At 54.4% G+C, this 24920-nt stretch carries 23 protein-coding genes; 15 read left to right on the top strand and 8 right to left on the bottom strand.

What is annotated here, in order from left to right:
• Positions 1-2: 2 nt before the first annotated feature.
• Positions 3-2333: a Tex family protein gene (locus PSSD_RS04875; RefSeq protein ID WP_058969781.1), complete on the bottom strand. Its 2331-nt coding sequence runs from the start codon at positions 2331-2333 to the stop codon at positions 3-5.
• A 202-nt stretch (positions 2334-2535) separates the two neighbouring features.
• Between PSSD_RS04875 and greB the strand changes: the two genes are divergently transcribed.
• Positions 2536-3024, top strand: coding sequence for a transcription elongation factor GreB (gene greB, locus PSSD_RS04870; protein WP_058969779.1), 489 nt, complete (start codon positions 2536-2538; stop codon positions 3022-3024).
• A gap of 125 nt (positions 3025-3149) precedes the next feature.
• Here greB and yjbE read toward each other — a convergent pair whose 3' ends face one another.
• Positions 3150-3392, bottom strand: a complete 243-nt coding sequence (gene yjbE, locus PSSD_RS04865) for an exopolysaccharide production protein YjbE (RefSeq protein WP_039332668.1) — start codon at positions 3390-3392, stop codon at positions 3150-3152.
• 513 nt (positions 3393-3905) lie between these two features.
• Between yjbE and ompR the strand changes: the two genes are divergently transcribed.
• Together ompR and envZ are read left to right on the top strand one after the other, a co-directional pair.
• Positions 3906-4625, top strand: a complete 720-nt coding sequence (gene ompR / locus PSSD_RS04860) for an osmolarity response regulator transcription factor OmpR (RefSeq protein ID WP_001157751.1) — start codon at positions 3906-3908, stop codon at positions 4623-4625.
• Complete coding sequence (envZ, locus tag PSSD_RS04855; RefSeq protein ID WP_058969762.1) at positions 4622-5980, top strand: two-component system sensor histidine kinase EnvZ; 1359 nt, start codon at positions 4622-4624, stop codon at positions 5978-5980. The genes ompR and envZ overlap by 4 nt, the downstream gene beginning before the upstream one ends.
• Positions 5981-6100: 120 nt before the next feature.
• Here the strand turns inward: envZ and pckA are convergent, their stop codons facing one another.
• The 5 genes from pckA to PSSD_RS04830 form a co-directional block, all read right to left on the bottom strand.
• On the bottom strand, positions 6101-7720 hold the full coding sequence (gene pckA, locus PSSD_RS04850; protein ID WP_058969761.1) for a phosphoenolpyruvate carboxykinase (ATP): 1620 nt from the start codon (positions 7718-7720) through the stop codon (positions 6101-6103).
• Positions 7721-7988: 268 nt separating this feature from the next.
• On the bottom strand, positions 7989-8861 hold the full coding sequence (hslO, locus tag PSSD_RS04845) for an Hsp33 family molecular chaperone HslO (protein ID WP_039332675.1): 873 nt from the start codon (positions 8859-8861) through the stop codon (positions 7989-7991).
• A 25-nt stretch (positions 8862-8886) separates the two neighbouring features.
• On the bottom strand, positions 8887-9288 hold the full coding sequence (gene hslR / locus PSSD_RS04840; RefSeq protein WP_058969758.1) for a ribosome-associated heat shock protein Hsp15: 402 nt from the start codon (positions 9286-9288) through the stop codon (positions 8887-8889).
• Between the two features lie 13 nt (positions 9289-9301).
• On the bottom strand, positions 9302-9961 hold the full coding sequence (gene yrfG, locus PSSD_RS04835; RefSeq protein WP_058969777.1) for a GMP/IMP nucleotidase: 660 nt from the start codon (positions 9959-9961) through the stop codon (positions 9302-9304).
• Positions 9962-10015: 54 nt separating this feature from the next.
• The gene (locus PSSD_RS04830) at positions 10016-12157 is read right to left on the bottom strand and encodes an intracellular growth attenuator family protein (RefSeq protein ID WP_058969756.1); all 2142 of its coding nucleotides are present in this window, start codon (positions 12155-12157) and stop codon (positions 10016-10018) included.
• A gap of 397 nt (positions 12158-12554) precedes the next feature.
• Here PSSD_RS04830 and nudE point away from each other — a divergent pair, with 397 nt between their 5' ends.
• Positions 12555-13121 (top strand): ADP compounds hydrolase NudE, encoded by a 567-nt coding sequence (nudE, locus tag PSSD_RS04825; RefSeq protein ID WP_058969754.1) that lies wholly within the window; start codon positions 12555-12557, stop codon positions 13119-13121.
• Between the two features lie 51 nt (positions 13122-13172).
• Here the strand turns inward: nudE and mrcA are convergent, their stop codons facing one another.
• Entirely contained in the window at positions 13173-15722 is a 2550-nt protein-coding gene (gene mrcA, locus PSSD_RS04820) for a peptidoglycan glycosyltransferase/peptidoglycan DD-transpeptidase MrcA (RefSeq protein WP_058969752.1), read from the bottom strand.
• A 156-nt stretch (positions 15723-15878) separates the two neighbouring features.
• On the opposite strand from mrcA, the gene pilM reads away from it, so the two are divergent.
• The 11 genes from pilM (at position 15879) to PSSD_RS04765 (ending at position 24920) form a co-directional block, all read left to right on the top strand.
• The gene (gene pilM, locus PSSD_RS04815) at positions 15879-16688 is read left to right on the top strand and encodes a pilus assembly protein PilM (RefSeq protein WP_039332683.1); all 810 of its coding nucleotides are present in this window, start codon (positions 15879-15881) and stop codon (positions 16686-16688) included.
• The gene (locus PSSD_RS04810) at positions 16685-17230 is read left to right on the top strand and encodes a PilN domain-containing protein (protein WP_235589181.1); all 546 of its coding nucleotides are present in this window, start codon (positions 16685-16687) and stop codon (positions 17228-17230) included. The genes pilM and PSSD_RS04810 overlap by 4 nt, the downstream gene beginning before the upstream one ends.
• Positions 17223-17717, top strand: coding sequence for a HofO family protein (locus PSSD_RS04805; RefSeq protein ID WP_058969749.1), 495 nt, complete (start codon positions 17223-17225; stop codon positions 17715-17717). Before PSSD_RS04810 ends, PSSD_RS04805 begins: the two co-directional genes overlap by 8 nt.
• On the top strand, positions 17707-18087 hold the full coding sequence (locus PSSD_RS04800) for a HofP DNA utilization family protein (protein ID WP_058969747.1): 381 nt from the start codon (positions 17707-17709) through the stop codon (positions 18085-18087). Before PSSD_RS04805 ends, PSSD_RS04800 begins: the two co-directional genes overlap by 11 nt.
• Complete coding sequence (hofQ, locus tag PSSD_RS04795) at positions 18029-19288, top strand: DNA uptake porin HofQ (RefSeq protein ID WP_072214946.1); 1260 nt, start codon at positions 18029-18031, stop codon at positions 19286-19288. The genes PSSD_RS04800 and hofQ overlap by 59 nt, the downstream gene beginning before the upstream one ends.
• A 480-nt stretch (positions 19289-19768) precedes the next feature.
• Complete coding sequence (gene aroK / locus PSSD_RS04790; RefSeq protein WP_010617392.1) at positions 19769-20290, top strand: shikimate kinase AroK; 522 nt, start codon at positions 19769-19771, stop codon at positions 20288-20290.
• 40 nt (positions 20291-20330) lie between these two features.
• Entirely contained in the window at positions 20331-21419 is a 1089-nt protein-coding gene (gene aroB, locus PSSD_RS04785) for a 3-dehydroquinate synthase (RefSeq protein WP_039332693.1), read from the top strand.
• Positions 21420-21569: 150 nt separating this feature from the next.
• Positions 21570-22601 (top strand): SPOR domain-containing protein, encoded by a 1032-nt coding sequence (locus tag PSSD_RS04780; protein WP_058969745.1) that lies wholly within the window; start codon positions 21570-21572, stop codon positions 22599-22601.
• 96 nt (positions 22602-22697) lie between these two features.
• A complete protein-coding gene (gene dam / locus PSSD_RS04775; protein ID WP_058969743.1) occupies positions 22698-23510 on the top strand; it encodes an adenine-specific DNA-methyltransferase in 813 nt (270 codons plus the stop codon).
• 65 nt (positions 23511-23575) lie between these two features.
• Positions 23576-24259, top strand: coding sequence for a ribulose-phosphate 3-epimerase (rpe, locus tag PSSD_RS04770; RefSeq protein WP_058969741.1), 684 nt, complete (start codon positions 23576-23578; stop codon positions 24257-24259).
• Complete coding sequence (locus PSSD_RS04765; protein WP_058969739.1) at positions 24243-24920, top strand: phosphoglycolate phosphatase; 678 nt, start codon at positions 24243-24245, stop codon at positions 24918-24920. Before rpe ends, PSSD_RS04765 begins: the two co-directional genes overlap by 17 nt.

Below are 24920 nucleotides of genomic sequence, written 5' to 3'. Positions count from 1 at the left end.
GTTTAGCGCTTTTTACCGAAAGCCGCAGCCAGCGCATCGCCCATGGCGCTATTGCCTGCTGGCGCACTGGCGGGTTTGCCGCGAGCTTTGTTGTTAGCGGCTGGGCGGTTCTGCTCTTTGCCACTGCTGCGGTTATTACCGCCGCGCGCATTGCTTTCGCCAGGTTGCTCATCCAGACGCATGGTGAGGGCAATACGTTTGCGCTGCATATCCACTTCCATCACCTTCACTTTGACAATGTCGCCGGCTTTCACCACTTGATGCGGATCTTCAACGAACTTGTCGGAAAGAGATGAGATGTGAACCAGACCATCCTGATGTACGCCGATATCGACAAAGGCACCGAAGTTGGTGACGTTGGTGACTGCGCCTTCCAGAATCATGCCTGGCAGCAAATCATTCAGCGTTTCTACACCTTCAGCAAACTGCGCGGTTTTGAATTCAGGACGTGGATCGCGGCCCGGTTTCTCCAGCTCTTTAATGATGTCAGTAACGGTCGGCAGACCAAAACGCTCATCGGTAAAGTCACGCGCGTTGAGGTCACGCAAACCACCAGGATTGCCCATCAACTCGTTCAATGCCTGCTCGGTTGCCGCCAGAATACGCTCAACCAACGGATAGGCTTCTGGGTGCACCGTTGAGGCATCCAGCGGGTTATCACCCTGGTTGATGCGCAGGAAGCCCGCACACTGCTCAAACGCTTTGGGCCCAAGGCGGCTCACTTTCAATAGCTGCTGACGGTTCTGGAAGCGACCGTTCTCATCACGCCAGCTGACAATGTTCTGCGCCATCATGCGCGTCAAACCTGCCACACGGGTCAACAGCGCCACCGAGGCGGTATTGAGGTCAACCCCTACGGCGTTCACGCAGTCCTCTACCACGGCGTCCAGTTTCTTCGCCAGCTGGCTTTGGCTCACGTCGTGCTGATACTGGCCCACACCGATAGATTTCGGATCGATTTTCACCAGTTCGGCCAGTGGATCTTGCAGACGGCGTGCGATGGAAACGGCTCCGCGCAGAGAAACGTCTAAATCCGGGAACTCTAATGCGGCCAGTTCAGAAGCCGAGTAAACGGAGGCACCCGCTTCGCTGACGATCACTTTCTGCGCGTGAATCTGTGGGAACTGCTTCTGCACGTCGAGGAAGAAGCGCTCGGTCTCGCGTGAAGCGGTACCGTTGCCGATGGCCACCAGTTCAACCTGATGTTTGGCACAGAGCGCGGCAACGGAGTTTGCTGCTTTTGCGACTTGTCCGGTGTGCGGGTAAATCGTGTCGGTCGCGACTAATTTGCCGGTGGCATCCACCACGGCGACTTTTACGCCAGTACGCAGGCCCGGATCGAGGCCCATGGTCGCGCGCATGCCAGCCGGAGCCGCCATCAACAGATCGTGCAGGTTGCGGGCGAAGACATTAATCGCCTCATCTTCAGCGCGTTCACGGATGGTGCCCATCAACTCGGTTTCGAGGTGCAGCAACACCTTGATACGCCAGGTCCAGCTCACCACGGCTTTACGCCAGCTATCCGCCGGAGCGTTATTCAGGCGCAGTTGCAGGTGCTCGGTAATCAGTGTCTCACCGTGGCTTTCACGGGGTGCTTCGTCAAATTGCGGATCGGCATTCAGTGACAGTTGCAGCACGCCTTCATTGCGACCACGGAACATCGCTAATGCACGGTGCGAAGGCACAGAACTCAGGGCTTCATGATGATCGAAGTAATCGCGGAATTTCGCGCCTTCCTCCTCTTTGCCTTCCACCACGCGGGACACGACGTGTGCATTCTTCCACAGGTAATCACGCACTTTCGCCAGCAGCGTAGCGTCTTCAGCAAAGCGTTCCATCAGGATGTAGCGTGCACCATCCAAGGCCGCGCGCACGTCGGCAACGCCTTTATCCGCATCGACATAACCCGCTGCCAGCTGTTCTGGGTCCTTTGAGGGATCGTGCCACAGCGTTTCGGCCAGCGGTTCCAGACCGGCCTCAATGGCAATTTGACCACGGGTACGACGTTTCTGCTTATAAGGCAGGTAAAGGTCTTCCAGCTCGGTTTTGTTCAGTGTGTTATTGATCGCGCTGGCGAGTTCCGGGGTAAGTTTGCCCTGTTCGTCGATGGATTTTAGAATCGACTGACGGCGTTCTTCCAGCTCACGCAGATAGCCAAGGCGGCTCTCAAGCTGACGCAACTGGGTGTCGTCCAGCCCACCGGTCACTTCCTTACGATAACGTGCGATAAACGGCACGGTGTTCCCTTCATCCAGCAAGCGAACGGCTGCGTCAACCTGGTCGGCGCGCGCCTTCAGCTCACTTGCGATAATCTGGCTCAGTGAATCTTTCATCATCATTAACAATGCTTACACAGGGTTGGAAATAGGGGACAGTTATACGGATTGAGACTGCAAATTGCCAGCCGGGGCCGGGTGAATCCGTCTTTTTCTGAATACAGCGCGCACATTACGGGGCATGCCTTGCTGAAGGTTGAGCAGTCGCTTATTGTTGGCTTATTGAAGACCTGAAATGCAGTTACCACGAGTAGATGTGATGAAAACTCAACTGATTACCCGCGAAGGCTATAACAAATTACGTGCCGAGCACGACCATTTGTGGAATGAAAAGCGTCCGGAAATCACCAAAATTGTCTCCTGGGCGGCGAGCCTTGGCGATCGCTCAGAAAATGCCGATTACACCTACAACAAGCGTCTGTTGCGCCAGATTGACCGCCGTGTGCGCTATCTGCGCAAGTGCCTCGCCGATCTCAAAATTGTTGACTATGCCCCACAGCAGGAGGGCAAAGTGTTCTTTGGTGCCTGGGTGGTAGTGGAGAATGAGCAGGGCGAGGCAAAGCGGTTTCGTATTGTTGGGCCCGATGAAATTTATGATGAAGGGATAAAAGATTACATCTCAATTGATTCGCCGATGGCGCGCGCGTTGATCAAGAAAGAAGTGGATGACGAGGTGACGGTGAACACGCCAGAAGGACAAAAGATCTGGTTTGTGAACAGCATTGAATACGTTAAGGATACGGAATAAAAAAGAGGCGGAGAATAATGGCTTGGGTAAAAAAGCCTTGGGCGCTACTTATTCTCCGGTGGCGAAATGGGCTGGCAGTAAAAAGGGAAAAGCGCCGCAGCCTTGCCGCGCTCTGAAGATACGAATTATTTGCCGGGCGTGGTGGCTGTGGTGGTAGACGTGCTGCTTGAGCCTTTGTCACCCCCACCCATGGTGGCTAATGCCACGCCAAGCAGTGCACCAACGGCACCGACGCCAATGGCGTCTGAGTTACCTTTAGCGGTGGTTGAGGCTTGTGCCCCTGCCGCTTCGCCCGCGCTGGTGGCAGCCTGCGCCTGAGAAAGGCTGGTCAGAACCAGTGCACTCAGCAAGACCATCGTTTTTTTCATTTTTCTTTCTCCAAATAGACGCAATATCTGCAGGAACCCGTGCAGTTTCTGAGATCCATGTCTGAGAGGAAAGTGATGTTTACTCACTGATTAATCTGTCTTTATTTAATACTGGACTTGATTGGCGCGGGTTTGGCAATGTTCCGAGAGCAGTCAGGTACCTAAAACAGAAAGTGCCAGATAATCTGCTGTGATTATCCCTATATCGAAAGATACTTCCCTGGTGACTTAAGCCAAATGGCGCGGCATAGCCACGTGCGTTGCGGCTAAAGGCAAAATGATCCAGACGCGAACAGAAAACCGCGTGAATTTTCAGATAAGGGCTAAGCGGGTTGAAAGTACAGACAAAAAGCGCGAGACAATGCGCATTTCAGGGCTAAAATTAAATATAAGCTGCTGTTTAATATGCTTTGTAACAATTTCGGCTAGAATATAAACCATTAATGACTGTCACATGTAGGCATCTTTTTTACACAATATTGGCTCAGGCAATGGCGCCTTTGGGAGTTGAACATGCAAGAGAACTACAAAATTCTGGTCGTCGATGATGATATGCGTTTGCGCGCACTGCTCGAACGTTATCTCACCGAACAGGGCTTTCAGGTGCGCAGTGTCGCCAACGCCGAGCAGATGGATCGTCTGCTGACTCGTGAATCATTCCATTTAATGGTGCTTGATTTAATGCTGCCAGGCGAAGATGGCTTATCCATCTGCCGTCGCTTACGTAGCCAGAGCAACCCGATGCCGATCATCATGGTCACCGCCAAGGGTGAAGAGGTCGATCGTATCGTTGGGCTGGAAATCGGTGCCGATGACTACATTCCTAAGCCGTTTAACCCACGTGAGCTGCTGGCGCGTATTCGTGCCGTGTTGCGTCGTCAGGCTAATGAGCTGCCGGGTGCACCTTCACAAGAAGAAGCGGTTATCGCCTTTGGTAAGTTCAAGCTGAACCTCGGTACGCGTGAAATGTTCCGTGAAGATGAGCCAATGCCGTTAACCAGTGGTGAGTTTGCCGTGCTGAAAGCCTTGGTGAGCCATCCGCGTGAGCCGCTGTCACGTGACAAGCTGATGAACCTGGCGCGTGGTCGTGAGTACAGTGCGATGGAGCGTTCTATCGACGTGCAGATCTCGCGTCTGCGTCGCATGGTAGAAGAAGATCCGGCGCATCCACGCTACATTCAGACCGTATGGGGTCTTGGCTACGTCTTTGTTCCGGACGGCAGCAAAGCATGAGGCGATTGCGCTTCTCTCCTCGCAGTTCGTTTGCCCGCACTTTGCTATTGATCGTTACCTTGCTGTTCGTCAGCCTGGTAACGACCTACCTGGTGGTGCTGAATTTCGCCATTCTTCCCAGTCTGCAGCAGTTCAATAAAGTTCTCGCATACGAAGTCCGTATGTTGATGACTGACCGGTTGCAGCTGGAAGATGGTACGCAGTTGGAAGTGCCTCCGGCATTTCGCCGCGAGATTTATCGTGAACTGGGTATTTCGTTGTATACCAACGCGGCGGCGGAAGAGAGCGGCTTGCGCTGGGCTCAGCATTACGAATTCCTCAGCGAGCAGATGGCGCAACAGCTTGGTGGCCCGACCGATGTGCGTGTCGAGGTGAATAAGAATTCCCCAGTGGTCTGGCTGAAAACCTGGTTGTCGCCAGACATCTGGGTGCGCGTTCCACTGACGGAAATCCATCAGGGCGACTTCTCGCCGCTGTTCCGCTACACCCTGGCGATTATGTTGCTGGCGATTGGCGGCGCCTGGCTGTTTATTCGTATTCAGAACCGACCCCTGGTCGACCTGGAGCACGCAGCGCTGCAGGTCGGTAAAGGCATTATTCCTCCACCGTTACGTGAGTACGGCGCCTCTGAAGTACGTTCAGTGACGCGGGCATTCAATCAGATGGCTGCGGGGGTCAAGCAGTTAGCCGATGACCGCACACTATTGATGGCTGGCGTCAGCCACGATTTGCGTACCCCATTGACGCGTATTCGTCTCGCGACTGAGATGATGGGTGAGCAGGATGGTTATTTGGCAGAGTCGATTAACAAGGATATCGAAGAGTGCAATGCCATCATTGAGCAGTTCATCGATTATCTGCGTACCGGTCAGGAGATGCAGACCGAACGTGCCGATCTGAACAGCGTGTTGGGTGAAGTGGTGGCTGCAGAGAGTGGCTACGAGCGTGAGATTGAGAACGCGGTGATGCCAGAAGAGTTAATGCTGGATATCAACCCGCTATCGATCAAACGCGCGGTAGCGAATCTGGTGGTCAATGCGGCACGTTATGGCAATGGCTGGATTAAAGTCAGTAGCGGTCAGGAGCTGAATCGCGCCTGGTTCCAGGTGGAAGATGATGGCCCGGGCATTAAGCCGGATCAGCTTCAACATCTGTTCCAGCCGTTTGTTCGCGGTGATAGCGCGCGCAGTACCAGTGGCACCGGCTTAGGCCTGGCGATTGTGCAGCGTATTATTGATGCGCACGATGGGTCGCTGGAGATTGGTGACAGCGAACATGGCGGATTGCGTATCCGCGCGTGGCTACCGATTCCCGAGCATAGTGCACCGGCGGTGATCAGCAATCATCAAAGTTAAAAAGTAGCGGCGCAATTTATTGCGCATCATTCAGCGATATTACCGCTTCAGGTATGCGCGATAAATCGCGCCGCTACCGAATTTGCGCCCAACGAGCCGCCTTCTGGCGGCTCGTTCATATCACAACTGCGGGCCAGCCTGCACCAGCGCCTTACCTGCATCGTTATCGGTGTACTTCTCGAAGTTAGTGATAAAACGCTGCGCCAGATCTTGCGCGGCTTGCTGCCATGCGGCTTCGTCCTGCCAGCTGCGACGCGGATCCAGAATCGCATCGTCCACCTGCGCCAGCGAAGTGGGCATCTGCAGGTTAAATACCGGCAGCGTCTTCGTCTCGACGTCATCCAGCTCACCCGCCAGAATCGCGTTGATAATGGCACGCGTCTCTTTCAGGGAAATACGTTGGCCACTGCCGTTCCAACCGGTGTTCACCAAATACGCTTGTGCCCCAGCCGCTTCCATACGCTTCACCAGCACATCAGAGTACTGCGTTGGGTGTAGCGTCAGGAAAGCGGCACCAAAGCAGGCAGAGAACGTTGGAGTGGGCTGCGTGACACCGCGCTCGGTACCCGCCAGCTTGGCCGTAAAACCTGACAGGAAGTGATACTGCGTCTGTTCCGGCGTTAAGCGTGAAACCGGCGGCAGCACACCAAAGGCATCTGCCGTCAGGAAAATCACGCGCTTGGCATGCCCTGCTTTAGAAACCGGCTGCACAATGTTGTCGATGTGCTCAATCGGATAGGAGACTCGGGTATTTTCGGTCTTGCTGGCATCTGCGTAATCCACACTGCCGTCGGTGCGGACCACTACATTCTCCAGCAGAGCATCACGGCGGATGGCGCGATAGATTTCCGGTTCGGCTTGCTCAGACAGATTGATGGTTTTGGCGTAGCAGCCACCTTCAAAGTTAAACACGCCATCGTCATCCCAACCGTGTTCGTCGTCGCCAATTAACTGGCGATCGGGATCGGTGGAGAGGGTGGTCTTGCCGGTACCAGACAGGCCGAAAAACACCGCGACATCGCCAGTTTTACCGACGTTTGCGGAACAGTGCATGGCAGCGATGCCTTTTAACGGCAGCAGGTAGTTCATGATGGCGAACAGGCCTTTCTTCATCTCACCACCGTACCAGGTGCCGCCAATCAGCTGCATGCGTTCGGTGAGATTGAAGGCGACAAAGTTCTCAGAGTGCAAACCCTGCGCCTGCCAGTCTGGATTCGTGCACTGTGCCGCGTTCATCACCACGAAATCGGGCTTGAATGCCGCCAGTTCCGCTTCACTTGGGCGAATAAACATGTTTTTGACGAAGTGCGCCTGCCATGCCACTTCCATCACAAAGCGCACGCTGAGGCGGGTGTCCGAATTTGCGCCGCAGTAAGCGTCCACAACAAACAAACGCTTGCCCGAGAGCTGTGCGGTGCAGCGGTCTTTCAGCGCCTGCCAGGTTTCCTGTGACAGCGGCTGGTTGTCGTTCTTGCCGTTGCCGACGTCGTTCCACCACAGGGTGTCACGCGTGGTGTCATCCCGCACAATGTACTTATCTTTTGGCGAGCGCCCAGTGAAGATGCCGGTATCCACGGCAACAGCGCCGCTCTGCGTCAGGATGCCTCGCGCATAACCTTCCAGTTCCGGGCGGGTTTCTTCCTGAAACAGCGTATCAAAGTCAGGGTTGTACACCACTTCCGTGGTGCCGCTGATGCCCAAAGTGGCGAGGTCTTGCGATGTCAGGCCGTTAGCGCGCATGTGGCTGCTCCTTAAATCGTACTTCATAGCATTTTATGTGGGGGATTCTGCGTCCTGCCTCGCATAGCCGGGCAGGGCAGATCGCGCGCAGTCTACACGTCTCGGCGGGCTGTAAAAGTGAGGATAGTTAAAAATGCGAGCTGGAACGTGACAAGCAGCGAAATCTGCCACTTAAGAAATTAAAGTCAGCGTAAATTAGTTAATTTTCGCCGGGAGTGATGGGGGAATGTCTGAAGAAATGCGGGCGGCATCACCGCCCGACAGAGAATTAATGCACTTGATCGCTGTTGTTGGTTGGTGCATTGCGAATAGCTGCAATGTCTACCGCATCGTACACATAGTGCGAACCGCAATAGTCGCAATGCATATCGATTTTACCGTCTTCCTCAAGGATCTCGTCCACTTCCTCAACAGGTAACGTATTCAGCACTTCGCCGCAGCGTTCGCGTGAGCAGGTGCATTTGAAGCTGACTGGTGTAGGGTCAAATACCGTCGCTTCTTCCTGATGGTAGAGGCGCCACAGTACATCGGTCGCAGGCAGTTCGATCAGCTCTTCGCTCTTCACGGTTTCGGTCAGCGTGGCGAGATGGTTGAAGTCATCCTGGCTTGATTCCTGCGCAGGCAACACCTGCAGCAGAATACCGGCTGCGCCTTTCTCGCTGGTGCGAATAAACAGACGTGTTGGCAACTGCTCAGAGCGCATGAAGTAATCTTCGAGGCAGCCTGCCAGCGTATCCGCTTCCAGACCGACCACGCCCTGATAACGCTCGCCTTTTTCAGGTGAAATGGTGATCACCAGATAGCCGTTGCCGACCATCTCTTTCAGGCTGCTGCCTGGGGCAATCTCCGCGTCTTCTTTTACGCGCGCCACACCGCGCAGTTCCTGATTATTATTGCCATTAATCACTGCCAGCGTCAGCGGGCCATCGCCCTGTAACTGCACAGTGATGTCGCCGTCAAATTTCAGCGTAGCGGTCAACAGGCTGGTCGCAACCAGCAGTTCACCCAGCAGGATTTTTACCGGCTCAGCATAGTTGTGGTCCTTGACGATTTCGCGCCAGGTTTCAGAAACGTTGACCAGCTCGCCGCGCACGGCGACGTTTTCAAACAGGTAACGGTGCAGTTGATCTTGAACAGACATAGTGTTTCTCTCGTTGGGGCGGATATTACTCATCGCCCGACAATTTAAATTTCATCAGATCGCGACGCTCTTTTTTATCCGGGCGGCGATCGGGATGCGGCATCGTAAGGGCGTTCATCTTGCGTGCCAGCGCGGTTTTCTCACGCTTATCAATACTGGCGGCAGTTTCCGCGTACATCTCTTGCGCTTCGCTGGCGGGGCGGCGTTGCTCACCAATCGCTGTGATGATGACCGTGCGCTCATCGTTGCCCTGACGCAGCGTTAGCTCGGCCTGCAATTCAACGATTTTGCTCGGTTTGCTGCGTTGACCGTTGTAATGCACTTTGCCGCCTTCGATCATTTCGCGGGCGATGGCGCGGGTTTTATAAAAGCGCGCAGCCCACAGCCATTTGTCGAGGCGGACGCCTTCGCTGGTTTTCTCTTTCATTGCGGCTCCTGCTTTAGCGCAGCGTTTCACACAACTGGCGATAGTCTCGCACTGCCGTATGACGCTGGAAAGTTTGATCGGGCCGACCGGAATCCGGGTTGCTGACACCTAAGCACCAGCGAATCCCCCAACGGGCAGCCGCATCCAGAATCGGCTCACTGTCATCAATGAAAAGCGTGCGCGCACTGTCGAATGCAGTTTGCTGCTGAACGGCCTGCCAGAGACGTGGATCCTCTTTCGGATACCCAAAGGTATGGGTGGAAAGTAATAAATCAAGGTGGGCAGCTAATCCGGTCTGTTCCAGCTTCACATCAAGATTGTACGGGTGTGCATTGGTCAGCAAAATGGTGCGCTTGCCCGCAGCCCGCAGCGCCTGCAAAAAAGGCACTGTGTCATCACGCATCGCCGCGCGGTGGCGTTTTTCCCACGTCATGGCGCGGATATCCAGCGCCAACTCCTGTGACCAGTAATCAAGACAATACCAGTTTAGCGTATGCGCCACGGCTTGATACTTTTGCTGAATCAGCAGATGCGCTTCCGCCAGCGTGATGTCACGTTCGCGGCTCAGGGTTTCCGGAACATGTTCCAGCCAGAAATGGCGATCAAAGGCGAGATCAAGCAACGTGCCATCCATATCCAGCAGCACGGTATCGATCTCAGACCAGTTAAGCATTGGCATCTTCACCCCCTAAAAACAGGGCGACAGGGTAGCACAGAAGGAAAGGGCTCAGAACAGGGAGCGCACGCTCTGCATAGTGCTGAGATTGTGGTTGAAGCACTTGTCGTAATATTGCTGGATTTCCACCATCCGTAGGCGATTTCGGTGAATGCGGCGCAGAGCCAGCAAGCCGTTGGTGACCCCACAGAGAATCAGCACCAGCATCAACAAGGCGGTACCCAGATAGCGCCACTGCGCCATGGTATCGGGTTCATTATGCAGCGCAATGTGACGCGTGCCGTTGGCGTCAGTGGTAATGCTGGTAATGATGCCATTGGCGGCGAACGGCGTATGTAACAGCATGCCGGACATGCGTTGCAATTCACGCCACTGAGACGGCGCATCAAGGTCAAACAGCGAAACTGACGGCTGCGGCTGTGTCACCATCTGACGGCCCTCATCGCTGATAATCAGGAAACCACCGGGTGGTGGACTATTCAGCGTTTCCGCTGCGCGACGGGTTTCACGTGAGAAGAAAGTGGAGGTGGCGGTATTGACCAGATTCTCCAGTGCTTCGGCGCTCACCGGACGCAGCAGAACGTTCATACCGTTGAGCTTGCCCGTATCTGCGCGATGGATGAGTGAATCCCAGTCTTTCGCATTACCCAAATTCACCAGCGCGTTCTTCAACCGCACACAGTCTTGCTGCTGGCTGCACAGATCCTGCGTTTTCAGCACCAGATCGGAGAAGTCATCCAGCAGAATCATGCCTGACTTTTGAATGGCAGAGGCGAGCTGCGGGTTGAGTTTAGGATCGGTATTGGTTTCCGGATGCAGCTGGCGCGTGGTGGTATCCAGCAGCGCGGCAGCCTTATCAATGATGTCAGACTGAGGTTGCGGCAAAGGTGCTGCATTGTTCCAGTAAATCGCTGAGCAGTCGAACGGCATATAAGCATAGCTACGATTGCTCTGGTAATTTCCTGGCACTGAACACATGCCGGTACCACTCACTTTCAGGCTGTCGCCAATGTGCAGCGGCAGTGCACTTAGCTTATCGACGCTATTGACCTCAATGCTTTCTGTGCCTTTTACCCACGCGAGACTGAGCTTGATCGGCATGCTCAGTGGAATCCAGGTAAACAGCATCACCAGTACCAGCAGTGAACCACAGGCCAGCACCAGATTTCGGCGCCAGCGCTGCACGGGGAAGTTGCGCACTTCATCATGGAGTGAGAGGAAGCGGCCCTGGCGCACGACCTGGCGGTTAAGGTAAATATCGACATCCGTCATCTGACCCAAGTCATGTGCAACGTAGGGCTGCCAGTGGGTCGGGTAAACTAAATCGATAATACCGAGTGAGATGTTGCTCTGCTCCTGATTGGATTCACCAAACAGGCCCCAGCGTTTTGGCGCGCCGCGCAGGCAGTGCACTTCTCGCAATCCTTTCTCGCCAGGGAAACGGTAGAGGAACCATAAACTGGTGGCGATGATCAAGCCGGCGGGCAGGGCAATCCACACCATCAGGCTACCTGGCAGCACCAGACTGAGGAACAACAGCAAGAAAGCGAAACAGATCGCGACGGCTTCGCGTGTGCCGTCCGGACGTGACAAACGATACTCTTCGGGCGTTTCTTTACGCACCTGCAGCAATTCGACATTCTCACTCTCTTCCTTGCGGATGGAGGCGTTCGTCGACATTGACCGCACCAATGGCGGCAGCGCAGGCTGCTCGATGGCATAGTTCACCAGTGAGTGACCGTTGAGAGAGATCACCAGCGGCATTGTCTGCGTGCGAATCAGTTCTACATAGTTCTCTTCAGCGATGTACTGTTCCCACAACGGAGGAAGATGGACTTCCACTTCATCCAGGTAATAGCGCCATTGATGGGCGTCATCGGTAGAAAGGCCGTAGCGGGTAATAGAACGCGTGACGGGATAGACATTGTTGCTTTGCGCGGTAAGCGTCAGGGCTTCTGGCTCTCGGGACTTCTTAGAGGAGCGGGCATCGCTGCGTTGTCGCTGTTTCGCCAGTGACGCAATGTAGGTTTCCACTGCACTGCGTTCTTCATCGGTGAGTTTACGGCAGGGCGGACTAATAAACGGCAGTGGTTTCGCCAACGGCGGACGATGCCGCATAGCGTACCAGTAGCCAATGCCTGCTACTAATGAGCAGACCAGCATGACAGCCAGAATGATGATAAAAGTGCTCATGCTTTGCTCAATCTAGCCAAAAAACTGCCTTCACGTTTAAGATGTACTCCCGGTGGAACCATCAATACAAGTCAATTTTGGCGAGCAGAAGTCATTCTGACAAGAAAAAACTCAGATAAAATAACGCACAAAATCATTGAATTATAAATTATTAGATTATTCCTTAGTAGGATGTTAACCAGGCGGCACTCAATTAAATATCGGTATTTTCTGAATTTAGTCAAACCGGGTTGACTTATTGTGAAAATTTAAGTCTAGCGATAACAAGAAGTTGTTAGCAGCTGTAAGTGGATATGTGTCACCATGCTTTCCATTCGTTGCGTGTCGCACAATGCTTCGGGCTTCGGTATGCTGGCATTATCGCGTTTCACAAGGTTGTGCAAAGTTTGAGGCTGATATGAAAATGACATTGAAAAAACCTGACATCCTCAACGTGGAAGCTGTCGCTCGCTCCCGCTTATTCACCATCGAAGCGGTTGATCTCGCTTTCAGTAATGGTGCACGCCGCGTCTATGAACGTATGAAACCTTCCGATCGTGAAGCGGTGATGATCGTGCCGATTATCGGTGAGGATGTCATCCTGATTCAGGAATATGCCGTCGGGTTGGAAAGCTACGAGTTGGGCTTCCCAAAAGGGTTGATTGATCCTGGCGAAAGCGCCTTTGAAGCGGCCGACCGTGAACTTAAAGAGGAAGCGGGTTTTGGTGCCAGAAAGCTGGAAACGCTGGGCAAACTCACCATGGCACCCTCCTATTTCTCCAGCAAGATGAACATTGTGGTGGCGGAAGAGTTGTATGAAGAGAAGCTGGAAGGGGATGAGCCAGAACCGCTAATTGTACGGCGTTGGCCGCTTAACAACCTGCTGGCACTGCTGGACGAACCGGATTTCCGTGAAGCGCGTAACGTCAGTGCGCTGTTTTTGGTACGTGAATGGCTGGTGAAGCAAGGGCGCTTAACCTACTGATTTACGCCCTGCACAGATAAAAAAGCCGGCAAACAGTGCCGGCTTTTTTCATTAGAACAGTTCGTGGCTTTCGCCGTTGTCCATGATAGTGGTGCCGACATCATGGGACGAGTACTCGGTGGGCTGAGTACCGTTGATAAAGTACTCCTGACGGGTATTGCCTCCGCCGTTAGCCAACTTGCCGGTACCACGATCGATGGTCACGGTGACCACGCCATCCGGCGGTGTCAGAGGCTGGACAGGCACACCATCCAGAGCGGATTTCATGTACTCATCCCACGCTGGCTGCGCACTCTTCGCGCCACCTTCATAGCCAGAGATCTGATCTGGAATGGCACCTGACATGGTCGAGCGGCCCAGCGCACGCGAATCATCGAAACCGATCCACACCGAGGTCACTACGCCTGGACCATATCCAGAGAACCAGGCGTCTTTCGAGCTGTTGGTGGTACCGGTTTTTCCGCCGATATCATTACGCTTCAGATCGCGGCCTGCACGCCAGCCCGTTCCCATCCAGCCCGGTTCGCCAAAGATATTGGAGTTCAGCGCGCTTTTGATCAGGAATGACAGCGGCGTGTTAATCACGTGCGGTGCATATTGCTGATCGCCAGCCGGCTGTGGCTGAGCGGGTACTTGCTCCAGTTCCGGTTGTGGCACGGTCTGGTTTTGCGATTGATCGGAAGTCGAAATGTTTTCCACACTCTCTTCGTTCAACGCCACGGATTTCTTGGTTTCACCGTAAATCACCGGCAGGTTGCACTGCGGACAGGCAATTTTCGGCTTCTCTTCGAATATCACGCCACCCTGTTCATTTTCAATTTTGGTGATGAAGTAAGGGTCGATCAGGAAGCCACCGTTCGCCATCACCGAATAACCGCGCGCCATTTGCATTGGTGTAAATGAAGCCGCACCTAAAGCCAGTGACTCGGTATGGATAATGTTCTGCGCCGGGAAGCCGAAGCGCTGCAGATACTCTGCGGCATAATCCACGCCCATGGCGCGCATCGCACGGACCATCACCACGTTCTTAGACTCACCCAGGCCCTGACGTAAGCGAATGGGACCCGCGTAAGTCGGTGGGGAGTTTTTCGGACGCCAGTCGGCGCCGGCACCGGCATCCCAACGCGAAATTGGTACGTCGTTAAGGATAGAAGCCAGCGTCAAACCACGGTCCATGGCGGCGGTATACAGGAACGGTTTGATATTTGAACCCACCTGACGCAGCGCCTGCGTTGCGCGGTTAAACATACTCTGGTTGAAGTCAAAACCACCCACCAGCGCGCGTACCGCACCGTCTTCCGGATTGAGCGACACCAGTGCTGAGTTCACCAGCGGCACCTGACCTAACCACCAGTCATTATTCACTTTGCGCACCCAAATCTGCTGGCCGGTTTGCAGCACCTGCGTCACGCTGCGCGGCGTTGGGCCCTGCAACGTGTCAGATTTGTACGGACGCGCCCAGCGGACGCCTGCCAGACTCAGCGATACGCTGCTGCCATCTTTCATCATTGCAGTCGCTTCATCAGCGCTGGCGCTGGTGACCACGGCGGCATTTAATGGGCCGTAAGTCGGCAAGTCTTTCAGGGCGTTTTGAATACGGCTCTTATCCCAGCTGGCTTCACCCACTTTCCACAGTACGTTGGTGGGGCCGCGGTAACCATGACGCATGTCGTAAGCCATCACGTTATCGCGCACGGCTTGCTGCGCGGCTTCCTGCAGATGACGAGTGACAGTGGTATACACCTTGTAGCCATCTTCGTAGGCGCTATCACCGTAACGCTTCACCATCTCCTGGCGCACCATTTCGCTCAGATAAGGGGCAGAGAACGCAATTTCGGGGCCGTGGTAGACCGCGACCAGTGGCGTATTGCGCGCCTCATCATACTGCTGCTGGGTGATGTAATTCTGGTCGAGCATACGCGCCAGCACCACATTACGACGCGACAGCGCGCGGGCATGTGAGTAAAGCGGGTTGAACGTTGAAGGTGCTTTCGGCAAACCAGCGATCATCGCCATTTCGCTTAACGACAGCTGATCAACGGGTTTACCAAAATAGACCTGTGCCGCCGCCCCTACGCCATAGGCGCGATAGCCGAGATAGATTTTGTTGAGATACAGCTCGAGGATTTCATCTTTACTCAGCAGCTGCTCAATGCGAATCGCGAGGAAGGCCTCTTTGATCTTACGCATCAGCGTGCGTTCAGGACTAAGGAAGAAGTTACGCGCCAGCTGTTGCGTAATGGTACTCGCACCCTGTGAGGCGTGTCCGGATACCAGCGCAATGCTGGCGGCACGGAAAATCCCCACCGGATCGACACCATGGTGCTCGTAGAAACGGCTGTCTTCGGTCGCAATGAACGCTTTAATCAGCTCAGGCGGCATCTGTTGCAGGGTGAGCGGCACGCGGCGCTTCTCACCATACTGGGCGATCAACTCGCCGTCAGCGCTGTAAACCTGCATGGGGGTTTGCAGACGCACGTCTTTCAATGTGTTCACGTCTGGCAGCTGTGGCTCAATGTACTTGTACAAGCCATAGACCGTGCCGGCTCCCAGCAAGATGCAACACACTGCAAGAATCAATAAATACTTTACGAACTTCACCTGAGAATTCCCATCTGTTGTCGTTTGGGCAGTTTATAAACAATCGCGCGGTAGTATAAAGGCAAGCCTGACGCTTTGATATACCCGTCATACTTCAAGGGGTAGGTGCGCCAGGGTAGACCTTTTTTTACCTTTAAAGATAAGGAGATCGCGCACATGGCTTTTCAGCGCTGGCAAATCGGACTGGACATCCAAAATGGACAACTCTGCGCCCTGGGCATTGAACGCCGACGTCATGGTTGGCAACTGCGACACTGGTGGCAGCAACCGGTGCCGCACGATACGTTACGCAACGGCGTGTTGCAAACGACCCCGTTGTTACAGGAGATGTTAACGCGCTGGCAGCGTCATCTGCCTAAGCGTTATTCTCTCCGCGTTGGGCTGCCTCCACAGTTGGTGCTGCAACGCACGTTGCCGTTGCCGGAGACTTCTCTGAGTGAGCCGGCCATGAGCCGCTATGTTGCCTCTTCGGCGCAACGTTTATTTCCTGTCGAGCCCGCTTCGCTGTCAATTGACTACCGAGCCGCAGGGAAAGCTTCGCAGATATGCATCACCGCCGCGCGGCGCGAGGTGATTGCACAGTGGCTCTCACCGTTGAAGCAATCCGGCTTGCGGCCTGATGTGTTTGAACTCAGTAGCCTGGCGCTAACCCAGATTGCCATGCGCATGCCACTGCAGCGTGACCAGCTGTTGATCCATCCTCTGCACGACCACTGGCTGTGGACGCTAGCGGGCGAACAGACCACATCAGGTGCCGGGTCTGAACCTTTGACACTGGCGCAATTACGCGACACTTTCCCGCAGGCCGCTGCAGTATTCTGTACCTCTTCGCAGATACTGTCTGAACCCGGCGTGACCTGCTGTAAACCCCTCTCATTACTGCAATATCGACAGCCGCCGTTGCCTGCTCACGAAGGTGACTTTTCAATTGCGCTTGGTTTAGCGCTGCGTCCAGAGGATGCATGATGCTGGCCGTCAATCTGCTTCCCTGGCGCAGACAGCAGTGGCAGCGTCGCCGTCGGCAGAGCGTTGTGCTGTTGGGATGTAGCCTGACAATAACCGGGATTGCTTTACTGGCAGGGTGGTGTCGCAGCAGCGAGGCCTTGTACCAGCAACAGGCGAGGTTAAACGAAGTCAGCCATCTTCGAGACGGTCTACAACAACAGCTCAGGTTACAGCATTCACTGCTTCAGCAGCGTGACGCACTCCTGCGTACGCGCTTTGTCTGGCAACAACAGCAGGCGGAACATCAGCGTTGGCAGCTATTCTGGCAACAGTTGCCCGCGTTGATGCCAGACACGCTGTGGTTGAATCGAGTGGAGCGGCGGCAAGGCGTGCTGGTGCTGGAAGGGCAGGCACAGAGCATGTTGTCAGTAAGAGATTTCCGCCAGCAACTGATGACGCAACCGCTGTTGGCCAAAGTCAGGCCGGGCCACGTGCAGCGTCTGTCTGGCGGTGATTATCGCTTCACATTACAAGCGCGTGTACAGGAGATAGCGAATGAATGAAGCGCTGCTTCGTTGGCTGGCACTCTCTCTGGCCATACGCATGGCGTGCCTGGTCATGATGTCAGCGCTGCTGCTGGCGCTGGCGTGGTGGGTTCTGTTGCGACCACTACAGCATCAGCACGATGTACTGGTGCGACAGCAGGATGAAATGACACAGCAGGTTCACCTGCGTCAGCAGCAACTCGCCGCGCGCCCACACATCAATACGTTAGAAAGTGAGATCGCGCTGTTATTGCAGCCCGCGAGGGCAAACGTCGTGCGGCAAACCCTCGAAAATCTGGTGGCGGCACGCGGAACACAGCTGGAGAGTTGGCAGCCCTCGAGCCAACCTCAGCAACTGCATCTGCGGCTTGACTGGCCACAATTTCTACCGCTATTCGATGAGCTGGCACAGGCGCACGTTTCTGTTCCGCAGCGCTTTGAGCTGCGCACAGAGAAGGGGACGCTGATAACGCAGATGTGGCTGGAGGATGAAAATGCGGATTAGTGTCGGGCTGTTGCTGCTGTGCAGCAGCCTGGCGCTGGCTCGCGATCCTTTTCAGCCGTTGACAGAAAGGCTCTGTCTGCCGCAGGCGGCAGAACCCGATGGCTGGCGTTTGCAGGGCATTGTCGGGACGTCGCAGCGTTATGTCGCCTGGCTGGTTTCACCACAGGGCAAAAGTCATCGCCTCACGACGCAGGCCACATTGCCACACACCGCGTGGCAGGTTACAGAACTCACCTCGCGTAGCCTCACATTGCGTGCAGCACAGCGTTGCCCGCCACAGCAAATCACTTGGGTAATAAAAGGAGGATTTTATGAAATGGATGGCCCTGACATTATGGCTGATCCTGAGCGCGCCACTGCTGGCCCGTGAGGATCGGTTAAGCCTGGTGTTTGATGATGCGCCGGTTGAACGCATTTTGCAGGCGCTGGCCGATTACCAGCAAACCAACCTGTTGATTGCACCGGGCGTTGAAGGGCGACTATCACTGCGCCTTGAGGATATCGGCTGGGACCGCGCGTTGGCGTTGGTGACGCAATTGGCAAAATTGACCGTGGTACAGGAAGAGGGCGTGCTATTGGTGTATCCGGAGAGCTGGCAGCAAATGCAGACGCAGCAGGCTAAAGCGGAGCAGGATGAGCGACAGCAGCAGTTACCCCTTGAGCAGCAGACCATCATGTTGCATTACGCCAGTGCCAACGATATTTATCGCAGTTTACTCGCAGAGCGCTCACTACTGACGCCTCGCGGTAGCGTGACGGTGGATAGCCGTACCAACAGCTTGCTGCTGCGAGACACCGCTAAAGCACTGCAAGACACCACGCGCTGGTTGAAGGCTTTGGATAGGCCACTGGAACAAATCGAGTTAGCGGCTCACATCATTACCATTAATGAAGAACACCTGCGTGAGTTAGGTGTGAGCTGGAACACATCTCCGGCTCAGAGTGTGACAGCGGCGTTGCGCCAACCTCAGTTAGCCATTCCCTTAGCGTTGGATAATCCCGCTTTGCGCGCAGGCGTGACGCTTGGCCAGGTCAGCGGTGAGTTACTTAACCTTGAGCTCAGCGCGCTGGAGCAGGAAAACCACATCGAAATCATCGCTAGCCCGCGCCTGTTTACCTCTAACCAGCAGACCGCTTCTATCAAACAGGGGACTGAGATTCCTTATCAGGTGAAGTCCGGTAATAGCGGCGCGACGGCGATTGAATTTAAAGAAGCGGTATTGGGCATGGAAGTGACGCCAGTGGTGTTGGGCAATGGGCGTATCCAGTTAAAACTGCGATTAAGCCAAAATATGCCGGGACGCAGTCTGAACGTGGGGGAAAACAACGTGTTGAGCATTGATAAGCAGGAAATTGAAACCCAGGTGACGCTGCGCGATGGTGAAACCCTGGCGCTGGGCGGTATTTTCCAGCAACAGCGTTCGCAGGGTGAAAAGCGTGTGCCAGGCTTAGGCGACATCCCCCTTGTAGGAGGGTTGTTCCGTCAGCAAACGGAAGAGCATAAAAAGAAAGAACTGGTGATCTTCATTACCCCTCGACTGGTCAGGGAAGCAGCGCTTACTGCAGGATAAAGCGGAAAATTCACTCTGAATGACCAACTGCGTTGACGCAGGGCAGGAATTAGCTTACAAGGTTTAGCGATTTTTAAAACGGTGTAACGGAACGCGGCAGGATAACCTTCCGATGGGCGTCAGTCACAAGCGATACTGGCGTCAGAATAGATTTTCCCTAAAAAAATCGAGTTAAAGTTCGATGGCAAAAACGTGAATTCCAGCACTGATAAGCATCAGTTATTGGAATGCTCACATGCGGCCAACACGCTTGTAGCTTGAAGTGTGAGGGAAAAAAGGAGGGGCGTTACCGTCTCGCGAACCACAGACCGGTCCTGTTCGTAGGTCGCCGGGGGCAATTTATTCGGTTGCCAAACGGCCATGAGTGTTGAGATAATTTTCCGTCTGACTCTTGTTAATGCTCATGAGGTCTCAGTTCCTGTCCCGCCAGCAACGCTGAACGCGGGGTATCATCAACGAATTCTTAGTAATACCGATAAAATGGCAGAGAAACGCAATATCTTTCTGGTTGGGCCGATGGGTGCCGGCAAAAGCACTATTGGTCGTCAGTTAGCTCAGCAACTCAATATGGAATTTTTCGATTCCGATCAGGAAATTGAGCGACGTACCGGAGCGGATGTAGGCTGGGTATTTGATGTGGAAGGCGAAGCTGGCTTCCGCGATCGCGAAGAGAAGATCATCAACGAACTGACCGAGAAGCAAGGCATTGTCTTGGCAACCGGTGGTGGTTCTGTCAAATCCCGTGAAACCCGCAATCGTCTCTCCGCCCGCGGCGTGGTCGTGTATCTCGAAACCACTATCGAGAAGCAACTTGCTCGTACTCAGCGTGATAAAAAACGTCCGCTGTTGCAGGTTGATGAGCCACCGCGTGAAGTACTGGAAGCGCTAGCTGGCGAACGTAATCCGCTTTATGAAGAGATCGCTGACGTCACCATTCGCACTGATGATCAAAGTGCAAAAGTTGTCGCCAATCAGATCATCAACATGCTGGAAAAAAATTAATCCAGCGCCCTGAGGGCTCAGCAAATAGGTATCGGTCATCATGGAGAAGATCACTGTCTCACTCGGGGATCGCAGTTACCCCATCACCATCGCTGCCGGACTGTTTAACGATCCGGCTTCTTTTTGGCCCCTAAAGGCAGGCGATAACGCCATGCTGGTGACCAATGAGACGCTGGCCCCGATCTACCTTGATAAGCTCTCGTCACTGCTTAGCCAGGCGGGAGTAAAGGTGGATCAGGTGATTTTACCTGATGGCGAGAAGTACAAGACGCTGGCCGTGATGGACGAAGTCTTTACCGCATTGCTGCAGAAACCACACGGCCGTGATACCACGCTGATTGCGCTTGGTGGTGGTGTGATCGGTGATCTCACTGGATTTGCAGCAGCCAGCTACCAACGTGGCGTGCGCTTTATCCAGGTGCCTACCACGCTGCTCTCTCAGGTCGACTCCTCTGTCGGCGGCAAAACGGCCGTCAACCATCCGCTTGGCAAAAACATGATTGGTGCTTTCTACCAGCCCGCTTCTGTGGTGGTGGATACCCAATGTCTGGCGACGCTACCCGCACGCGAACTGGCGTCGGGTCTGGCGGAAGTGATCAAATACGGCATTATCCTTGATGGTGATTTCTTCCAGTGGCTGGAGCAGAATCTTGATGCGCTGCTGGCCCTGGATGAAAAAGCCATGGCGTACTGCATTCGCCGCTGCTGTGAACTCAAAGCCGAAGTGGTTGCCGCCGATGAACGTGAAACCGGTCTGCGTGCACTGCTCAATTTGGGCCATACTTTTGGTCATGCGATTGAAGCGCACATGGGTTATGGCAACTGGTTACATGGTGAAGCGATCGCGGCGGGCATGGTGATGGCAGCGCGCACTGCTGAACGCCTGGGGCAGTTCTCATCTTCAGATACCGATCGCATTATCGCGCTGTTGCTGCGTGCCGGGTTACCGGTGCATGGCCCAGCCAGCATGAAGGCAGAAGAGTACTTGCCGCACATGATGCGTGATAAAAAAGTGCTGGCGGGTGAAATGCGTTTGGTGCTGCCTCTCGCAATTGGTCGCTCTGAAGTGCGTGCCGGTGTTGCGCATGATATGGTGCTGGCAGCGATTAACGATTGTAATAATTCCTAATGAAGACCCTCATCATTCGAGTCGCAGCCAGTCGATAATTGAATGTGTGATTAAGCACAGCCAGCCTGGCAGCAGCTTGAAGTATGACGGGTACAGCGGTGAGTTGTGATGCGGTGCGTGGGAAGCGTGCCGTTTTACGGAGGAGGCTAGATGGATGAGTTCAAACCGGAAGATGAGTTAAAACCTGATGCCAGTGACCGCCGTCCAACGCGGCCTCGCAAACAGTCTTCCGCCCCGAAAACCAAGGTTCCGGTATCACGTCAGCATATGATGATGGGCATCGGGATCCTGGTACTGCTTTTAGTGGTGCTGGGCATCGGTTCCGCATTAACCGGCCCGGATGAGAAGAAACCCGCGGCTACAGCCAGCAATGGCAGCGCGGCGCCAGCTTCTGGTGGCGGTGAAAAAAGCATCGACCTTTCCGGTTCGACGTCCATGAGTGGCCAGCAGAACGCTGCGCCGTCTGCAGACGGTAGCGTGACTCAGACTCCTGCGGGTACGCAAGCTCCTGCGAACAGCGATCCCAACGCCATCTCGATGCCTGCGGTCTCCTCGACGCCGACTCAGGCTGCGCCAGTGGATACTCCCGCTAATCAGCAACGTGTGACATTGCCGGGCGATCTCAACAGCGCGTTGAACAATCAGCAAGGCCAGGTGGATAACGCCGCGCAGGGTGCACAGGGCAATAGTTCATTACCGACTGCACCGGCAACGGTCAGTGGCAACGGTAAAGCGATAACACCGCCAGCCATGCGCTCTGAAACACCATCACGTACCAGCAGCAACGGCACGCGTGAGACGCACAACGGCACCACGCACAAAGCCCCAGCGGCGACCACCAAGCCTGTGCCAGTGGTCAAAGAGAATAAAACGCATGCCACTGCAGCGCACAATGCACCGGCTGGCGCCAGCAAGTCTATCCCAACGGGCGGCAACTATACGCTGCAGTTGAGTGGGGCTTCAAAAGAAGAGAGCCTGAATGCGTGGGCGAAGAAACAGAATCTGAGCGGTTACCACGTGTATAAAACCACGCGTAACGGTGAGCCGTGGTATGTGTTGGTGAGCGGTGCTTATGCCACTCCAGCAGATGCCAAGCGCGCGGTGGCGTCACTGCCTGCCGAAGTGCGTGCGGCAAATCCGTGGGTGAAACCGCTGAGCCAGGTGAAAAAAGAAAGCCAGTAATTGATGTGGGGCTGCGGAAACGTGGCCCCGTTTAAAGCGCAGAGCTGCTGTCGGTTCCACCACAGCCAATAATTAAGATGTAATAACCACGACAGCATGAAGAAAAATCGCGCTTTCCTTAAATGGGCCGGAGGGAAATACCCGCTGCTTGACGATATTCGTCGTCATTTGCCACAAGGTGATTGTCTAATCGAACCCTTTGTCGGTGCCGGTTCCGTATTCCTCAACACTGATTATGACCGCTATCACCTGGCGGACATTAACGGTGATCTGATCAATCTGTATAACATCGTCAAAACCCGCACTGCTGACTTTATTGACGATGCGCGTCTGCTGTTTACGCCTGAAGGTAATATGGCGGAGACCTACTATGCGCATCGTCTGGCGTTCAACGCCAGCAAGGATGCGTATCAGCGCGCGCTACTGTTCCTGTATCTCAACCGCCACGGCTACAACGGTCTGTGCCGTTATAATCTGCGCGGTGAGTTTAACGTGCCTTTTGGCCGTTATCGGAAACCTTACTTCCCAGAAGCGGAACTGCTGTGGTTTGCCGAGCGGGCACAAAAAGCGACCTTTGTCTGTGAATCGTACGATGTTACTCTGAACAACGCCCCTGCTGGTTCAGTGGTTTATTGCGATCCGCCGTATGCGCCCTTGTCAGCGACGGCCAACTTTACCGCTTATCACACCAACAGTTTTAGCCTGCGCGAGCAGCAGCATTTGGCTGAACTGGCCAACAAGCTGGCGCAGGAAAACGGTATACCGGTACTGATTTCTAACCACGACACGCTGCTCACTCGCGAGTGGTATCAGAATGCGGTGTTAAATGTAGTCAAAGCCCGGCGTTCCATCAGCCGAAGCATAAGTGGTCGCACTCAGGTTGACGAACTGCTGGCGCTTTTCCGCTAGTCTGTTTCGTCCGCGACCAACGCATTTCGCCAGCTGTGGCTGGCGCACAACATTGGGAGAATCGGATGAAACAATTTTTGCTGGCCCCTTCAATTCTTGCTGCTGACTTTGCCCGCTTAGGTGAAGACACCGCGAAAGCACTGGCGGCAGGAGGAGATGTGGTTCATTTCGACGTGATGGACAACCACTATGTTCCCAATCTGACCATGGGGCCAATGGTGCTGAAAGCGCTGCGCGATTACGGCATCACCGCGCCCATTGATGTGCATCTGATGGTCAAGCCGGTTGATGCGCTGATCCCTGAGTTTGCCAAAGCCGGTGCGACTTACATTACTTTCCATCCTGAAGCCAGCGAGCATGTGGATCGCACACTGCAACTGATCAAAGAGCACGGTTGCAAAGCCGGTCTGGTATTCAATCCCGCCACGCCACTCGATTACCTCGATTATGTGATGGATAAACTCGACATTATTCTGTTGATGTCAGTGAACCCAGGTTTTGGTGGCCAATCCTTTATTCCAGGTACGCTGGATAAACTACGCAAGGCGCGTCGTCTGATTGATGTGAGTGGCTACGATATCCGCCTGGAAGTGGATGGTGGTGTGAAGATCGATAATATCGGTCAGATCGCGGCAGCGGGCGCGGACATGTTCGTGGCCGGTTCAGCTATCTTTGGTCATCCTGATTACAAAAAAGTGATCGACGAAATGCGTGGCGAACTGGAGAAAGTTAATGGCTCATTTCACTGATATCCGTGCCTTAGCCTTTGATCTGGACGGCACGCTGGTGGATAGCGCACCAGGTCTGGCACAGGCCATCGATCATGCTTTGGGCGATTTGCAGCTGCCAGCGCCGGGTGTGGCACTGGCTTCAACATGGATTGGCAACGGTGCCGACGTGATGATGAGCCGCGCACTGACATGGGCCTTAGGCCGTGAGCCGCATGCCGAAGAGCAGCGCGATGCGCGTACCCTGTTTGACAAGTATTACGCCGAAACGGTGGAAGCCGGCAGCACGCTGTTTCCACAGGTAAAAGAGACGCTGGCCGCATTACACGCGAAAGGCTTGCCGATGGCGATTGTGACGAATAAGCCGACACCCTTTGTCGCGCCATTATTGCAGTCCTTGGGCATTGCCGAATTCTTCACGCTAATTATTGGCGGTGATGATGTCGTGGTGAAAAAGCCGCATCCCGCAGCGATCTTCCTTGTTTTGGGTCAATTTGGCGTACTGCAGAAAGAATTACTGTTTGTGGGTGATTCCCGTAATGATATTCACGCGGCCCAGGCAGCGGGTGTACCGAATATCGGCATGACGTTCGGCTACAACTACGGCGAGCCGATTGCTGCCAGCCAACCCGATTTAACTCTCGATACTTTTAGCGAACTTTTGCCCGCTCTCGGGCTGTAA

The sequence above is a fragment of the Type-D symbiont of Plautia stali genome, assembly GCF_001485335.1.
GTDB lineage: Bacteria > Pseudomonadota > Gammaproteobacteria > Enterobacterales > Enterobacteriaceae > Pantoea > Pantoea vagans_C.
Note: the sequence above shows the minus strand (reverse complement) of the source record. Positions and strands in the feature narration are given on the sequence as shown.

Bases quoted from the DNA above. Each gene is read 5' to 3' on its own strand.
- yrfG (WP_058969777.1), bottom strand. From the start codon at position 9,961: ATGCTTAACTGGTCTGAGATCGATACCGTGCTGCTGGATATGGATGGC.
- greB (WP_058969779.1), top strand. From the start codon at position 2,536: ATGAAAACTCAACTGATTACCCGCGAAGGCTATAACAAATTACGTGCC.
- PSSD_RS04830 (WP_058969756.1), bottom strand. From the start codon at position 12,157: ATGAGCACTTTTATCATCATTCTGGCTGTCATGCTGGTCTGCTCATTA.
- PSSD_RS04800 (WP_058969747.1), top strand. From the start codon at position 17,707: ATGCGGATTAGTGTCGGGCTGTTGCTGCTGTGCAGCAGCCTGGCGCTG.
- hofQ (WP_072214946.1), top strand. From the start codon at position 18,029: ATGAAATGGATGGCCCTGACATTATGGCTGATCCTGAGCGCGCCACTG.
- nudE (WP_058969754.1), top strand. From the start codon at position 12,555: ATGAAAATGACATTGAAAAAACCTGACATCCTCAACGTGGAAGCTGTC.
- hslO (WP_039332675.1), bottom strand. From the start codon at position 8,861: ATGTCTGTTCAAGATCAACTGCACCGTTACCTGTTTGAAAACGTCGCC.
- pckA (WP_058969761.1), bottom strand. From the start codon at position 7,720: ATGCGCGCTAACGGCCTGACATCGCAAGACCTCGCCACTTTGGGCATC.
- PSSD_RS04810 (WP_235589181.1), top strand. From the start codon at position 16,685: ATGATGCTGGCCGTCAATCTGCTTCCCTGGCGCAGACAGCAGTGGCAG.
- ompR (WP_001157751.1), top strand. From the start codon at position 3,906: ATGCAAGAGAACTACAAAATTCTGGTCGTCGATGATGATATGCGTTTG.
- PSSD_RS04780 (WP_058969745.1), top strand. From the start codon at position 21,570: ATGGATGAGTTCAAACCGGAAGATGAGTTAAAACCTGATGCCAGTGAC.
- PSSD_RS04875 (WP_058969781.1), bottom strand. From the start codon at position 2,333: ATGAAAGATTCACTGAGCCAGATTATCGCAAGTGAGCTGAAGGCGCGC.
- pilM (WP_039332683.1), top strand. From the start codon at position 15,879: ATGGCTTTTCAGCGCTGGCAAATCGGACTGGACATCCAAAATGGACAA.
- rpe (WP_058969741.1), top strand. From the start codon at position 23,576: ATGAAACAATTTTTGCTGGCCCCTTCAATTCTTGCTGCTGACTTTGCC.
- aroK (WP_010617392.1), top strand. From the start codon at position 19,769: ATGGCAGAGAAACGCAATATCTTTCTGGTTGGGCCGATGGGTGCCGGC.
- yjbE (WP_039332668.1), bottom strand. From the start codon at position 3,392: ATGAAAAAAACGATGGTCTTGCTGAGTGCACTGGTTCTGACCAGCCTT.
- PSSD_RS04805 (WP_058969749.1), top strand. From the start codon at position 17,223: ATGAATGAAGCGCTGCTTCGTTGGCTGGCACTCTCTCTGGCCATACGC.
- aroB (WP_039332693.1), top strand. From the start codon at position 20,331: ATGGAGAAGATCACTGTCTCACTCGGGGATCGCAGTTACCCCATCACC.
- envZ (WP_058969762.1), top strand. From the start codon at position 4,622: ATGAGGCGATTGCGCTTCTCTCCTCGCAGTTCGTTTGCCCGCACTTTG.
- dam (WP_058969743.1), top strand. From the start codon at position 22,698: ATGAAGAAAAATCGCGCTTTCCTTAAATGGGCCGGAGGGAAATACCCG.
- PSSD_RS04765 (WP_058969739.1), top strand. From the start codon at position 24,243: ATGGCTCATTTCACTGATATCCGTGCCTTAGCCTTTGATCTGGACGGC.
- hslR (WP_058969758.1), bottom strand. From the start codon at position 9,288: ATGAAAGAGAAAACCAGCGAAGGCGTCCGCCTCGACAAATGGCTGTGG.